This is a genomic window from Flaviflexus huanghaiensis (assembly GCF_014118685.1).
Taxonomy (GTDB): Bacteria; Actinomycetota; Actinomycetes; order Actinomycetales; family Actinomycetaceae; genus Flaviflexus; species Flaviflexus huanghaiensis.
The window spans coordinates 121122-135287 of record NZ_JACFAK010000003.1 but is presented as its reverse complement, the minus strand read 5'-3'; the positions used below and the strand labels follow the sequence as shown (position 1 = coordinate 135287).

Sequence of the window (14166 nt, the reverse complement as noted above, 5' to 3'; positions counted from 1 at the left end):
CTCAGTGTCAGCGCTCTCCAGCGGCTCGCCTGCGCTGACGGGACGCACGCCGCCGATCGTTGTCGGACATGCCGCCCCAAATGCCGTGCCGGATGTCATTCTCGAGAGCGTACTCAAGGCAGTCCATGCGGACGTCGCAGTTCTGGCACACGCTTGTGGCCGGGGCGGTGGAACCGCCCTTTTCGGGGAAGAAGATATCGGGGTCCGTTTCAGCACAGAGGGCACGATCGAGCCATCCCAGGCCACCCTCGTCATAGCCCAGCCCCCACAGTGAATGAAACAGTGTCGGTCGGCTGGTGGGGAGGGATGTCACGGTCGCTCCCCGATCCTCAGGACGCCTGCTTGGCGCCTGGTCGCCGGTCAGATTCCACATCTGATCGAACCCCCTTCTCAATCGGTCACTTGGTAAATTACAACCATGTAAGCCCCGAAAGGTCAAGGTGAAAAGGTCAAATTATCTCCCCACGTGCCGAGAAAGTGCGCGAGACACGCCGATATATCCCTATTCGGGGTAGATTCGCCTCACATGCGGGATTGGCGTGTTGCGAATCGGCGTGTCAGCATTGACACGTGTCTGAAACCAATTCTGCTGAGATTCGTTCGTTCCTCCTCGACCTTGTCGCGAAGCTGGGCCCTGGCGTGCTCGCCGCGAGCCGCGAGCGCGGTGATTTGACCTCGAAGACGAGTTTCCACGACGTTGTCACCGTCCACGACGAGGCGACGGAGGTGGCGATCCGCGAGGCGATCTTCACCCGGTTCCCGGATTCTCATGTGCTCGGGGAGGAGAGCGGCTGGTCGACAGCGAGTGGTCCGTCAGACGGCCCCGGTGACGATGATCTGTATTGGCTCGTCGATCCGATCGATGGGACATCGAACTTCGCTGCGGGCTGGGACTACTGGTGCATCTCCATTGCAGCTGTCCGTTCTGGCGAATTGCGCGCCTCCGCCGTCCACCAGCCACGCACGAGCCGCACATGGTCAGCTGACGATGATGGTGCCTACCTCGACGAGCCTGGCCAGCCCACTCGCGTTCTTCAGGTTGACCCGACCGTTGAACCGCAGGACGGACTCTGCATGACCGAGTACCCCTCGATCCGCGTCGCGCGGGACGACAGCTCTCTCCTGCGTTGGCGCGAGGCTGCCGCGCAGTTCCGGTCGATGAGGCGGACGGGGTCGACCGCTCTCGATCTCTGCTTTGTCGCCGACGGCTCCGGCATCGCCTCGTTCTCAACTGGCACGAACTCGTGGGACGTCGCTGCCGGGATCCACATTTTGCAACGGGCTGGCGCCATCTACGAGTCGTATACCGACGCTGTCCCGACCCACCCGGTGTGGGACGGGCCGGAGTACATTGCCGCCGCATCCCACGCCTGCCTCCAGGTGGGGCGGGAGACGATGGGGCTGTGACTGCACTCACCATCTACCGCAAGCTCGTTGAGCGGGGCGCTTCTCCCGTTCTCACGCTCTACGGGAGCGCAGCAGGGGCGCCTCGCCTTGAGCTGTCGGGCAGAGTCGTCGCGAACCACGCAGCGAAGGCCGCGAATCTGCTTGCTGGGGATCTCATGATCGAACCGGGCGCGCCGCTTCGGCTCGACCTGCCAACGCATTGGCGGCTCCTCACGTGGGGGCTCGGCGGATTACTGGCTGGTGCCGAGCTGTCGTCAGAGGGCGACACCGTCGTCACGACCGACCCCGAGGCGGATGGCGATGATGTCATCGTCGTCGCACTCGGCGCTCTTGACATGTCGTGGCCGGGAGAGCTTCCCGCCGGTGTCATCGATGGCAACGCTGAGGTGCTCGGCCAGGCCGACATTCTCCTCGACGAATCCCTCGCGGCGCCCGTGTTGCCGCGCCCTATCGACGGGGCACCGGGCCGCCTGCTCGTGGTCGACCCGAACCCGATGGAGCTTCTTGACGCGTTCGTCGCCGCAGTCGCTACCGGTAGCACGCTCGTCGTGTCGGATGCCGCCAGTGCAGCGAAGGCTATGCAGGCAGAGTCGGCGCGACCGCTCGTCTTCGCGGGCTGAAAGTGGTGTGCCGCTGGCTCGCAGGATCGGTACGTCACGGCCGGGGTGAGTGCGGGGTGTCGTGATCCGGGGAATAATGGCGGAAAGACGTCCCCTCACGGAAGGTTAGCGATGCGCGGCATTATTCTGGCCGGCGGTTCAGGCACGAGGCTCCACCCGATCACTCTCGGCATCTCCAAGCAGCTTGTCCCTGTCTACGACAAGCCGATGATCTACTACCCGATGACAACCCTCATGCTCGCCGGCATCCAGGACATCCTCATCATCACGACCCCGCACGACGCTGAGTCCTTCCACCGCCTGCTCGGCGACGGCTCCCAGCTGGGAGTCAACCTCTCCTACACCGTTCAGGAGGTTCCGAACGGTCTCGCGCAGGCCTTCGTCCTCGGCGAGCAGTTCATTGGTTCCGACGCCGCCGCCCTCGTCCTTGGTGACAACATCTTCTACGGCCAGGGCATGGGCACAAAGCTACGCAGGCACATCAACCTTGACGGCGGCGCCGTGTTTGCGTACCACGTCAATGACCCGGAGCGCTATGGCGTCGTCGAGTTTGACGAGAACAATAAGGCGATCTCGATTGAGGAGAAGCCGACGAAGCCGAAATCGAACTACGCCGTGCCAGGCCTGTACTTCTATGACAATGACGTTGTTGCGATCGCAAAGGACCTCGAGCCTTCGCCACGCGGCGAGTATGAGATCACGGACGTCAACGCCCACTACCTCCGCGAGGGCAAGCTCTCCGTCGAGGTGCTTCCCCGCGGTACCGCCTGGCTCGACACGGGAACATTCGATTCACTCGCCGACGCGACGAGCTTTGTTCGCACGGTCGAGGCGCGCCAGGGCCTGAAGGTTGGTGCTCCCGAGGAGGTTGCGTGGCGCATGGGCTTCCTCAGCGACGACGAGCTCGCCGAGCGCGCCCAGCCCCTCATGAAGTCCGGTTATGGAGAATATCTCCTGTCTCTCATCGAGCGTGGCCGGTAGCGCGTCGACCCAATTGTCGCCTGCCCGTCAATTCGGGCAGGCGACAATGATGGGAACGCGGCCGACAACGCCAGGCCGCGCTGCTCAGTAATCCGCAAGCACCGTCTCAGCAGCAGCGTTCCAGCGCTCCAGCCAGTTGCCGATCGGCTTCACGCCAGCGGCGACGAGTTGATTATGGCCGAGCACCGAGAACGAGGGCCTGGGAGCGGGACGGTTGAAGGCTGCCGCGGTCGTCTCTTTGACAATCGCTGGGTCCTTGCCAAGGGATGTCATGATCGCCTGTGTGAAGGAGTACCAGTTTGTCCGGCCCGAGGACGTTCCATGGTAGATCCCGGACGGCACCTCGGCCTCGACAAGGCGGACGATGAGGTCCGCAAGATCTGCAGTCCACGTCGGTTGGCCGACTTCGTCGGTGACGACAGAAAGTGTGCCGTTCTTCTCTGACAGCGCCGCCATCGTCTTCGGGAAACACGAGCCATGAGCGCCGTAGAGCCATGCTGTGCGGACGATGACGTAGTCGTCCGTGTTCGCCCTGACAGCCCACTCCCCGGCAGCCTTCGTGCGGCCATAGGCGCCTGCGGGGGATGCGGCGCCGTTCTCCTGATAGGGCGATGAGCTCGACCCGTTGAAGACGTAGTCGGTAGAAATGTGGACGAGGCGGGCGCCGATTTTCCGGCACCGGCGGGCCAAATGCTGAGGTCCGACAGCGTTGACGAGAAAGGCCGCGGCCTCCTCCTCTTCTGCCCGATCGACCGCCGTGTACGCCGCAACGTTGACGACGACGTCAACGCCGCCGACAGTGTGGTTGACCGAACCCTCGTTCGTGATGTCGAGTTCATCCTTGTCCACGGCGAGCACATCGTGCCCGGCCTCGACGAGCTTCGACACGAGGTCAGTGCCCAGCATGCCCTTCGCGCCCACAACCATCCACCGCATCGGCAGTCCTTTCGTCCGCATCATAATGGTCCAAGACTAGCGTGCCGGTCCGCGCGACCATGCTAGGTGCTAACCTTGACGCAGTATGTGGAACCGGCGTCTGGAGGCTCAGTTGGATATCACGCCCCTTGCAATAAGCGGTGCTTGGCGGATCACCCCCCGCCAGTTCCCGGACAGCCGGGGCACGTTCCTCGAAGCGTTCAAGCAGCCCGCCTTCAAGGAGGCGATCGGCAGGTCTCTCCGCGTCGAACAGGTCAACACCTCCGTCTCCGGTGCGGGCGTTATCCGCGGCATCCACTTCGCTGACGTGCCGCCGTCGCAGGCGAAGTACGTGTTCTGCCCTAAAGGGGCGATCCTCGACTTCGTCATCGACATCCGCATCGATTCGCCGACGTTTGGGCAGTATGATTCGGTCCTCCTTGATGACAAGGAGCGCAACGCGATCTTCATTTCCGAGGGCCTCGGCCATGCCTTCATGTCGCTCGAGGATGATTCGGTCGCCACGTATCTCTGTTCGACAACGTACTCCCCCACGCGCGAGCACGGCATCAACCCGCTGTGTCAGACGATCGGCATCGACTGGCCCACTGAAGACCGCCACGGCAACCCAATCGCGCCCATCCTCTCCGACAAGGATAGGGACGCGCCCGGGCTCTTGAAGGCCGCGGAGATGGGACTGCTACCTACTCTCGCCCTCGCGCACGGTTTCGTCAGCCGGCAAAAGTAGAGTGATGTCAGTCCGCCGGGTTGCACATGCGGTCCGGCGGCTTCCTCTTCCACGCCCGTCTGTCAGTCGTGCCGGGAGCCCGATGGGGAGTGTTCCCTGCTAGCCGCCGCGTGGGCAAGACCGCTCCCCTTCGAAGCGCCGATGCCGGTGCATCTCAACCGCTACGGTCCGCCAGCGTGTTTTCACCCATGCCCTGCCCCGCTCGGCCGAGTCGGCTCGACGGCGTGGACAATGGCGAGGTCGGTAGCAGACAACGTGAGCCGGGATTCTCGAATGCCGGTCAGGCCGGCGAGAGCGAAGGCACCGATGAAGGCGGCGACAAGAATTTCGAGGATGATGGTCAGGGCAACGTGGCTGATTCCGACAACGTGGGCGTATCTCGGGAAGTCAATCCACGGATATCCGGGGTAGGCGCTATTGAGGAAGAAGACGAAGCCATAGGCGCCAATGGCGAGGCAGGTCGAGGCGAAGATGACGATTGTCTTGCCCCGTAGGTGCCTCAAACCGAGCACGGTCCCGCCGAGGACGGCAAGTAGAGGATAGAAATAGCGTCCCTGGACACCCGCGATCGTGCCGTACGTCGTGTAGGCACTCCACGATTCGGCGAGGAGCAGCGGTAACGTGCCGAGAGCTGGCGCGAGCAAGGCGATAAAGGTGGCGCGGTGCGGCCCTGCAGCGACGACCGACCACACGATGAGGGCGGTGAGTGACAGCGTGAGGAGGGTCGTGAAGGTCGGATGGAAGTCGGCGTCGAGCCAACCGAAGGCGGAGAAGAACGAGGTCGTGATTGAGTCCCAGGCGAAGCTGAAAAACTCCGACACGTCCGCCATCGACTCATCCCAGGAATCCGGCACGTAGCGAACAAAACCCGACGGCTGGATAACGCCGTAGCGGATGATGTTGTGGATCCACCACCAGCCTATGAGGAGAGAACCCGCGCCGGATGCGGCGATAGCGGTCAACCTGGCCCGCCACGTCTCCTGACGCTTGAGGGCGAAGACGAGGATCAGAGCGAGCCCGAACGCGAGCAGAAGGCCTTTCGTCCACAGGGCCGCGCCGAGAGACACCGCGACAAGGGTGACAGTGAGCGGCCGGATACGTTCAACACCAGCCTTCGCAAGAGCGGCAACGACGACCGCACCTGCGCCGATAGCGAGGGTATCGTTCGTTACTCCTGCGGTAATCGCGAAGTATTGCGGGATGCCAAAGGGAAGGAATCCGGCCGCGACGGCCCACGTGCGACGTGCTCCGAGCTTCCTCGCCGTGTACACGATGGCGGGGATGAGGGGAAGGGTGAGGAGGATTCCGTACACCCTCAGACCAAGTAGCATTCGATCCCACGGCAGCTCGTCGAGGCTGAAAGCTCTCGTGACAAGCGCCCCACCGGCGTAGTAGACGGGCGGGTGCTGGGTCATCTGATCGACTTCGACGCTGGCCGGATCGGCCTGCGCAACGGTGCCAATGACGGAGCGTTTCTCGTGAGGGACGACCTCTCGGTCACGGAAGTACGTTGGGAACGGTGGCTCCGTGCGTGGCTCAACTCGGTCGTTGTTGAGCTTTGTTCGATTGAGCCCGACGAACCCCTGGGCGCCGGATGTGAGTGTGCCCGATTCGCGTGCGGCGCCGATGACGGAACTGTCGACACGCGCCTCGCCCGGCGGCGGCCATCCCCCACCCGAGGCTAGCCGGAGAATGGAGTTGACGTGATGCGGCTCGTCCGGTCCCCGGAAACCGGGGAGCGTCACGGCCCACACGACCTGAATGATGAGGACGAGAAGTGTCAACACCGCCGCTGACGTGACAAATGCACGCTTCCCCATGTCGGTCACACTACCTGCCGTACCTGCCCATGCGGCCCGTCACCCCGTCGATAAAGCCACGGACGACGTATCGGGCACGCTCCCTCCGGTCGGCGTTGATGAGGACGTTGAAGATCGAAAAACGCGTGATCCAGTAGACGTAGCGAACGCGCCACTGCCGCGGCAGCAGATCGGTCTTGATAAGGGCGAGCGTGTTGCGGATGAGGTAGTAGTTTCGGATCGGGCTGTGAATGTGAACGACCTGATCCCGGCCCGGAACCTTGACGACGCTGTCACCGAGGCTGTGCTCGAGAACGGCTGTCGGGATGGCGATGAGTCGGTACCCGGCCCGCCGCGCCCTCATTCCCCACTCCAGATCGACGTGATCGATGAAGAGCGCCGCATTCATCAACCCGACGTCCTCGAGGACCGTCCTCTCAATGAGACACCCGGAGGCAAGAAGGAAGGACACCTCAATCTCCTGGGCCCCGGCAGGGAGCGGGGCACGCTTCGGGCCCCAGCGGTGGTCCGTATACACGAGCTCGTCCGTGCCTTCGACCGGAACAGGACCAACCGCTCCAACGCCGCGATCAAGATGAGAGACAAGCGTCTCGACCATCCCAGCGGGGATGATCGAATCCTGATCGGACAGGAGAACAGCATCTGCCCCATTCTCAAGCGCGGCACTTATGCCGATGTTGTGAGCTGCGGCAATTCCCATATTGTCGCCGAGCTCGACGAGCTCGGCGCCGGCCCCCGTGCAGACGGCCGCGAGTTCCTCGTCACCGCCGGGAGTGTTGTCGACGACTGTCACGTGGGCACACTGGGCGGCAAGAGCGCGGATGAGGGGCCCGACCGGTCCCGGACGGTATGTGACAACGACGGCGTGGACCTTCACTGGCGCGCCTCCTCACCCGCTGGGACGTGGGTGTGATCCGCTGCCGAGCCGGGCGGCGGGCCCTGCCATCTCCGTCGAGCAATACCGGACTGCGGCCCGGCGAGAACATCCGGGTCGGATGCCTTCCTCAGGATGACGACGAGGATGGTCACGTTGACGAGGAGATAGAGGGTGAGGATGATGACGACGATGGGTGCGGGGACGCCCGCGACGTGAGCGAATCGGTCGATATCGAACCACCGTTGGCCGGGGTAGGCGTTGCGAAGCAACCAGGCATAGCCGAAGGCGCCGACACCGACTGTCAAGAGGGCGAAGAGCCTGTATCCCCACCGGCCCCATATCGCGATGCCGAGGACAAGACAGCCGAAGGCCGCGAGGGTGGGATAGAGGTAGCGGCCCTGAACACCGGCGACAACCGAGGTCGCGACATAGTTGAACCAGCCCTGCACATACAGCAGAACGATGAGACCCGCGAACGGAGACAGCAGGATGAGGACCACCTTCCGCGACCTGCCGGCAACGGCGATGGAGAGCGCTGTACCGCCGAGGAGGAGGCCAAGAAGAATCCACGTCAACCAGGTGGGGAAGTCCGCTTCCAACCATCCGTAGGAGGAGAAGAAGGACTTCGTAAACGTCCGGAACGCGATCGTGACGAAATGGCTGACTTCTGCCGTGGCAGGATCCCAGTCTGCTGGCACTGGTCGTGAATAGCCGGCGGGCTGAAGTACCCCGTACCGGACGATATTGAGGAGCCACCACCAGCCGATGAGCAGCGCCATCGACCCTGAGACAAGCGCGGCGATCAACCGCGTCCGCCACCGCTCACCGTCGGCAAGAAGGAAGACGAGGATGAGGGGCAGGCCGAAGGCAAGGAGAAGTCCCTTACTCCACAGGGCGAAGCCGAGCGAGCCACCGACGAGCGCGACGGTCTTCGGGCTGATCCGCTCCGTGCCGGCCTTGGCTAGCGCGGCGACAACGAGTGCTCCAGCGCCGATCGCAAGCGTGTCGTTCGTGACGACCGCGGTAATGCCGAACACCTGAGGGATGGCGAGCGGGATGAGGCCCGCGGCAAGCGACCAGTGCCGGTTCGCTCCAAGCCTGCGGGCGGTGTAGATCGTTGCTGGCACGAGCGGGATCGTGAGCGCAATGCCGTAGACGCGCAACACGTGAACGAGCCGGTCCCACGGCGCATCCTCCAGCCCGAAGGCCTTGACGACGAGCGCGCCTCCCGCATAGTAGAGCGGCGGATGCTGCGTCATCTGGTCGACTTCGATAGAGGACGGATGGTGGGCTTCAACCGGGTAGACCGTGTCCCGCAGGCGGTGCGGAGTGACGGGGGTGTCTGCGAACGGGCCGCCGAAGCTCGAGCCGTGAAGGAGCCGGGTGCGGTATTCGCCCGTGAAGGGAACCTCGTGTGATTGGATGAGGCCCGCCTGCCTGCCCGCCTCTGAGATGACGGGGTCAATCATTGCGCCACCGGGCTCCGGCCATCCCCCGCCGCTCGCCAGCCTCATGATCGAATTGACGTGGTGCGGTTCGTCAGGACCGCGAAACGCTGGCATCGTCAGCGCCCACACGACTTGAATGATGACGGTGAGGAGGGTCAAGAGAACGCTGGCTCGTACGAAGGTCGTGAGGCTCACTGCACGCTCCTCGCGGCTCTCCGAATCGCCAGGGACGAGAGGACACCAAGAACAAGATCGGCGATGGTGAAAAGGATTCGGCTGAGCAGGACGACGACAACGACATCGCCGGCGGGAACGAGGCCCGCGAGGGAAGCTCCGAGAACGACTTCGCGGACCCCGACGCCAGCCGGGACGAAGAAGACAAGGAAACCAACCGCCCACGCGAGCGCATAGCCGCCCATCGTGAGGAGATACGTCTGTGGCGACGGATCGTTGCCGAGCCCCGTGAGGATGATCCACACCTGAAGACCGGCCAGCATCCAGCTCGCGGCCCCAAGCGCCGCAGCGACAGCGATCGCTCTTCCCGAGAACGGCTTTTCGATGCCGTCCCGTTTGAGAAGGGTGAGTCCTCTGTTCACGAAGACGTTGAGGACGGGCGGGTAGAGAATGACGAGAAGCACGGGGATCACGAGAAGGACCCACCAGTACGTGTCGATGAGATCTGAGGGTCCGAACAAGAACGCGATCGATGCGAGGCCGAGACCTGTGAGAACGGAGACAAGCATCGACATGAGGAGAACGGTGACGGAGCGGCGGCGGGAGATGTTGTAGTCCGCCCCCATCTCCGCTGCCGCAACGAAGTTCCAAACTCCGCCGGGGAGGTACTTCGCTACCTGGGAGACGAAGAAAATCCGCCGTGCAGGCACGGCCTTCACCGTTCCCCCAGCGTCGTTGAGGATCGTGCGCCACGCCAGCATCGTCACCCAGACGAACACAAAAGACACGACGAGCGCGGCGAGAACGACCCACCACGACAGCCGCCCCAACGCGTCCGACACCTCGTCCCAGTTCCCCGCGACGGCCCAGATGGCGGCCGCGGCGGCCGCGATCATGAAGAACGATCGGAAGGCGGACGAGCGGAGCGCCGCGAAAATCGTTCTCACGTCAGCCGCTCCTCAAGGGGAGCGATGACGGCGCGGTGGGTGAAGGCGCGTGAGGCGAGATCGAACGCTCGGTCCCGCATCTCCTGCCTGTGAGCACGATCCCGCACGAGGGTACGGATTGCGTCGGCGAGAGCGGCCGGGTCACCGGGTGGCACATACGTTGCAGCGTCTCCCAACATGGCGCGCTGCGGCTCGGTGCCGGACGTGATCGTCGCACATCCCGCCGCCATCGACTGATACACCTTGTTGGGGACAACACGTTGGGCCTTATCCGTTGTCCCGAAAATACCAAGCCCAATCGAATGGGAAGCGACGATGGCGGGGAGCGCTTGGGATTCGGCCCAATCGACCCACGTGATGTCCGCATCGCCCGCGATCTCGCGCACCTCCTCATAATCTTGGCCCGTTCCGATCATCGTTGCCTTCGGTAGGTCACCACTGTCGGCAAGGAGCCGCAGAGCGCGTGCGATCGTCGTGGTGCCCTGAAGCGGAGTGTAGAGACCGTAGAAGACAACCCCGGTGTCCGGATCGTCCTGCCGCGCCTCGAACCACGCATCGGGTGCGCCAACGGGAACGACGACACCCTTGTGTGCGAGAGCGTCCGGTGCGAGGTTCGCGTGCGCATTCGTATCGTAGATGACGATGTCGGCCGTTCCGAGAGCCAGCCTGTCGAGACCAGCGAGGATGCGTCGCAGGACCGTGCCCGTCGCTCCCCGATCGGCGGCCGTGTCAGCGGCGTAGATGAGATGGTCGAGGATGATTGTCGTCCTTGGGTAGAGCGCCCTGGCGAGTAGGACGTCGAAATGGCCGAGGTAGCCGACGAGGATTGCATCGGGTGCACTGCCACCGCGGTAGCGTCTCGTCCCAGCAATAAGGCGGCCCCAGTTCTTCGCGAGCCTGCCAAAGAACGCGAGGGCGGCCGTCGGTGAGGACAGCGCGGCGACTCGGCCCTCCGTGCTCACGCGCAACGGCTCGTTGAGCTCGACGACCGTGTGACCACGGTCGCGCAGACCCTCGAGCAGAATTCCGACACGGGGGTGTGCGGCGATGTTGTAGGTTCCGAAACCGAGGATCCTCATCGCCCGACCTTCCAGTCCCACATCGCCTTGACTCCCTCAACAAGAGGTGTCGTGGGCCGCCAGTCGAGAATGGTGTCCGCGCGCTCGATGCGGAGCCAGGTCGACGAGTTATCGAACGGGCGTCCCGGCTCGACACGAGGGTCAACCGCGAGGCCCGTCACGTCCTGGACGATGCTGAGGAGTTCGCTCAGCGTGGTCGGCTCGCCCGAGCCGATGTTGATCGTTTCGCCGATGGCGGCATCCCTCTCGAGTGCGGCGATGATGGCGTCCGCGCAGTCGCGGATAAAGACGTAGTCCCGTGCGATCGTCGGCTCGCCGAAAATGACGGGCGGGCGTCCGTTCGCCACCGCATCGAGCCAGTGACCGAGGACTCCCTGGCCGCCCTTGGCGAGCTGGCCGGGACCGTAGACGTTGGACAGTCGCAGGATGGTCGTGTCCGGCCGGTGCTCGCGCGCCACCCGCTCCATGGTTGCCTTCAGTCGGCCGTAAGAGTTCGCAGGCGCGAGCTCATCGTCTTCGGACGACGGGGCGGGGGCCCTGCCGTAGACCGTGCCGCCGGAGGATACGAGGACGAAGCGCCCGATCTCAAGATCCGCCATGGCATGCAGTGAATCGCGGAACAGGGTGAGCTCGGCCTCTGCGGTCTCCGGATTCTGACCGACAATCGCCGGGGTGCTCGTCGAGGCCACCCACACTGCGCCGTCCATCCCGTAACCCGCCGCACGGCCCTCGGGGCTCGTGATAGGCCGATCCTGCGTGAAGGCCACCGGCTCGTGCCCTGACTGTTCGAGTGCAGTCGTCAGGTTTGACCCGATGAATCCGCGTGCGCCAATGACTCCCACTCTCATGACCGGCTCGCAATCGACTGAAGGAGAGCAGCGTAGCGTTTGCCGACCGCTTCGACACTGTGGTGCGCGGCCCGTTCCTCGCCTGCCGCGGACAGTTTCTCCCGCAGGCTCCTGTCGTGGCACAGGCGTGTGATCGCGTGCGCGAGGTCCCGTTCGTCCCCTGGCTCGACGAGCAGGCCCGTCTCGCCGTCGTCGATGACGGTATTGATACCGGGCAGGTCCGAGGCAATCGCGGGGAGCCCGGAGGCGAGTGCCTCAAGGAGAACGACGGGCAGGCCGTCCTGATCACCTGAGACGGCGCGGACGGAGGGCAGAACGATCATGTCCGCATCCGCGTAGTGCTCCCGCAGTTCGTGCTTGGACCTGGCTCCGACAAAGTCGATCGGGAGGCCTGCCGCCTGTGCCTTGAGTCCGGCCTCGAGTGGGCCGTCGCCAATGACGGTGAGGTGCCAGTCGGAGTCGACGTACGCGAGCGCGGAGATGAGATGGGCGAGACCCTTCTTCTCGACAAGCCGGCCAACGAAGAGGAGTCGAGCGGTGTCAATGTCACGCACCGTGTGGGGCATGATGCCCTTGAGGTCGGCACCCATGGGTTCGACGCTGACGTTCGACACCCCAAGCTGCTCGAGCTGTGCCTTCATTTGCTCATTCATGACCGTCGTGTGCTCTGCCCGGCCGACGATTCTCTTCACGACTGCACGGATCGGAGTGTCGATAAGGGCGTAGAGGTCGCCGCCGAGCGTTGTGAGGAGGACGGGGATCTTCCGGTTCGCGACATAGGCGGATAGTCCCTGCGGGATGATCCAAAAGGCGTGGATGACATCGGGGCGGAAAGACCGGATCGCGCGGGCGATGCAGACGATCTCGGAGACAAAGAACGGGACGATTTGAAGTGCCCGCAGCCTCTTGCCGCGGATGTTCTCGAGGATTGCACCCTCGGCAAGGTCTTCCCACTTGCGGGGGAAGAATCGGAACCGGTGAATTTCAACCCCGCGGTGCACGGAGCGGAGAGGAGCCCCCGGCACGGCTGGCACGAGGACTCTCACGTGCATTGTCTTCGCCAGCTCGACAGCAAGGTCACTGACGAACTCCGGCGTACCATCCCCCGGCTTCGCCGGGAATGTCGACGCAAGCAGCAGCACCCGCTGCCTGCGCTTCGTCACGAATGTCCTTCGGTCTGCCGCTTGTCGGCCATAGGCGCGACTTGCGGGATGTCCCGGCGCGCCTCGAGGGCGCGCTGCTGTTCCATGAGCCCGTCGGGTGTGCGGGCCTGTGGGTCATCTGTCATCGGATCGAGCCCGAACTGAATTTCCTTGATCCGTTCGAGCTGATCTTCGATAAGCACCCGGTTCGTTCGTAAGAGATCGGCGATGACAAGAAGAGCTAGGCTGAGTAGTCCGCCGACGAGCATCGCCGAACCGAAGATGAGGGACTGGATGTTGCCAGCGCCCTCGCCCTGGAGCCAGAAGATGAAGAAGCGGATAAACGGTATGAGGCCAGCGAGCATCATGATCCCGCCAAGCCAGCCAAGAATGACGTAGGGCTTGAACATGAGGAACGACCGGGTGATGGCAAGCCCCGACTTGAACATGTGTTGCCAGATGTTCTTGAACAGACGTGACTCACGGGTCTTCGGGTTGGTCGTTACAGGAATTGACTCAATCCGCAGACGCTTGTTGCCGGCCTGGATAATCGTCTCCATGCAGTACGAGAACTGGGTAACGATGTTGAGCCGGTACAGCGCGGCCTTCGAGTAGGCGCGGAACCCTGACGCCGCGTCGGGCAGTTTCGTCTCAGCCGCGGCGTTGACGACCCTAGATCCCACGTTCTGCATGAGCTTCTTAAACCGCGAGAAGTGGGCAATCTTCGACGTCTGTCGGTCCGCGATGACGATGTCGGCGCGTCCTTCGACAATGGGGGTGACAAGGTCACCGATCCGCTCCTGCGGATACTGGTTGTCACCGTCGGTGTTGACGACAATGTCGGCGCCATGCGAGAGCGCGTAGTCAACACCGTCCCGGAAGGATCGGGCCAGGCCCATATTGCGCGAGTGGAGGACGAAGTGCTTGACCCCGTGTTCCTTGGCCACCTCGACCGTTCGGTCGGTCGACCCGTCATCGATGATAAGGATCTCGACCTCATCAACACCCGGGATTTCGCGGGGGATGGTCTCGAGAACTAGAGGCAGGGTCGCCTCCTCGTTCAGGCATGGGACCTGCACAAATACTTTCATCAATCTTCCTATCCGGGCCGCATGCTGTTCGGATTCTAGGTACCGCTCCAACGGATCGGCACCGGGCGC

14 protein-coding genes are annotated in these 14166 nt (G+C 63.5%); 4 read left to right on the top strand and 10 right to left on the bottom strand.

Translation table 11 applies throughout. The features are described 5' to 3' along the window. Positions 1-7: 7 nt before the first annotated feature. Positions 8-373, bottom strand: a complete 366-nt coding sequence (locus H7E91_RS03470) for a WhiB family transcriptional regulator (RefSeq protein WP_182353720.1) — start codon at positions 371-373, stop codon at positions 8-10. Between the two features lie 197 nt (positions 374-570). Here H7E91_RS03470 and H7E91_RS03465 point away from each other — a divergent pair, with 197 nt between their 5' ends. From H7E91_RS03465 to rfbA, 3 genes are all read left to right on the top strand, one after another. Beyond that, positions 571-1407 (top strand): inositol monophosphatase family protein, encoded by an 837-nt coding sequence (locus H7E91_RS03465; protein WP_182353719.1) that lies wholly within the window; start codon positions 571-573, stop codon positions 1405-1407. Next, complete coding sequence (locus H7E91_RS03460) at positions 1404-2027, top strand: TIGR03089 family protein (protein ID WP_182353718.1); 624 nt, start codon at positions 1404-1406, stop codon at positions 2025-2027. The genes H7E91_RS03465 and H7E91_RS03460 overlap by 4 nt, the downstream gene beginning before the upstream one ends. A 111-nt stretch (positions 2028-2138) precedes the next feature. Further along, complete coding sequence (gene rfbA / locus H7E91_RS03455; protein ID WP_182353717.1) at positions 2139-3008, top strand: glucose-1-phosphate thymidylyltransferase RfbA; 870 nt, start codon at positions 2139-2141, stop codon at positions 3006-3008. 84 nt (positions 3009-3092) lie between these two features. Here rfbA and rfbD read toward each other — a convergent pair whose 3' ends face one another. After that, positions 3093-3944: a dTDP-4-dehydrorhamnose reductase gene (gene rfbD, locus H7E91_RS03450; protein ID WP_182353716.1), complete on the bottom strand. Its 852-nt coding sequence runs from the start codon at positions 3942-3944 to the stop codon at positions 3093-3095. A 112-nt stretch (positions 3945-4056) separates the two neighbouring features. On the opposite strand from rfbD, the gene H7E91_RS03445 reads away from it, so the two are divergent. Then, on the top strand, positions 4057-4671 hold the full coding sequence (locus H7E91_RS03445) for a dTDP-4-dehydrorhamnose 3,5-epimerase family protein (RefSeq protein ID WP_182353715.1): 615 nt from the start codon (positions 4057-4059) through the stop codon (positions 4669-4671). Between the two features lie 182 nt (positions 4672-4853). Here H7E91_RS03445 and H7E91_RS03440 read toward each other — a convergent pair whose 3' ends face one another. Genes H7E91_RS03440 through H7E91_RS03405 form a run of 8 tightly spaced genes read right to left on the bottom strand, consistent with a single transcriptional unit; the run spans position 4854 to position 14097 of the window. Beyond that, positions 4854-6491 carry a DUF2142 domain-containing protein gene (locus H7E91_RS03440; protein WP_182353714.1) on the bottom strand — a complete coding sequence of 546 codons (1638 nt, stop codon included), beginning with the start codon at positions 6489-6491 and terminating at the stop codon, positions 4854-4856. A gap of 10 nt (positions 6492-6501) precedes the next feature. After that, positions 6502-7368, bottom strand: coding sequence for a rhamnosyltransferase (locus H7E91_RS03435; protein ID WP_182353713.1), 867 nt, complete (start codon positions 7366-7368; stop codon positions 6502-6504). Continuing rightward, positions 7365-9011 (bottom strand): DUF2142 domain-containing protein, encoded by a 1647-nt coding sequence (locus H7E91_RS03430; RefSeq protein ID WP_182353712.1) that lies wholly within the window; start codon positions 9009-9011, stop codon positions 7365-7367. The genes H7E91_RS03435 and H7E91_RS03430 overlap by 4 nt, the downstream gene beginning before the upstream one ends. Then, entirely contained in the window at positions 9008-9937 is a 930-nt protein-coding gene (locus H7E91_RS03425; RefSeq protein WP_182353711.1) for a lysylphosphatidylglycerol synthase domain-containing protein, read from the bottom strand. The genes H7E91_RS03430 and H7E91_RS03425 overlap by 4 nt, the downstream gene beginning before the upstream one ends. After that, on the bottom strand, positions 9934-11037 hold the full coding sequence (locus H7E91_RS03420) for a glycosyltransferase (protein ID WP_182353710.1): 1104 nt from the start codon (positions 11035-11037) through the stop codon (positions 9934-9936). The genes H7E91_RS03425 and H7E91_RS03420 overlap by 4 nt, the downstream gene beginning before the upstream one ends. Beyond that, positions 11013-11864: an NAD-dependent epimerase/dehydratase family protein gene (locus H7E91_RS03415; protein WP_182353709.1), complete on the bottom strand. Its 852-nt coding sequence runs from the start codon at positions 11862-11864 to the stop codon at positions 11013-11015. The genes H7E91_RS03420 and H7E91_RS03415 overlap by 25 nt, the downstream gene beginning before the upstream one ends. Beyond that, the gene (locus H7E91_RS03410) at positions 11861-13027 is read right to left on the bottom strand and encodes a glycosyltransferase (protein WP_182353708.1); all 1167 of its coding nucleotides are present in this window, start codon (positions 13025-13027) and stop codon (positions 11861-11863) included. The genes H7E91_RS03415 and H7E91_RS03410 overlap by 4 nt, the downstream gene beginning before the upstream one ends. Then, positions 13024-14097, bottom strand: coding sequence for a glycosyltransferase family 2 protein (locus H7E91_RS03405; RefSeq protein ID WP_182353707.1), 1074 nt, complete (start codon positions 14095-14097; stop codon positions 13024-13026). Before H7E91_RS03405 ends, H7E91_RS03410 begins: the two co-directional genes overlap by 4 nt. Between the last annotated feature and the right edge of the window lie 69 nt (positions 14098-14166).

Coding starts and splice junctions, on each gene's coding strand:
- H7E91_RS03405 (WP_182353707.1), bottom strand. CDS start 14,097: ATGAAAGTATTTGTGCAGGTCCCATGCCTGAACGAGGAGGCGACCCTG.
- H7E91_RS03415 (WP_182353709.1), bottom strand. CDS start 11,864: ATGAGAGTGGGAGTCATTGGCGCACGCGGATTCATCGGGTCAAACCTG.
- H7E91_RS03470 (WP_182353720.1), bottom strand. CDS start 373: ATGTGGAATCTGACCGGCGACCAGGCGCCAAGCAGGCGTCCTGAGGAT.
- rfbD (WP_182353716.1), bottom strand. CDS start 3,944: ATGCGGTGGATGGTTGTGGGCGCGAAGGGCATGCTGGGCACTGACCTC.
- rfbA (WP_182353717.1), top strand. CDS start 2,139: ATGCGCGGCATTATTCTGGCCGGCGGTTCAGGCACGAGGCTCCACCCG.
- H7E91_RS03440 (WP_182353714.1), bottom strand. CDS start 6,491: ATGGGGAAGCGTGCATTTGTCACGTCAGCGGCGGTGTTGACACTTCTC.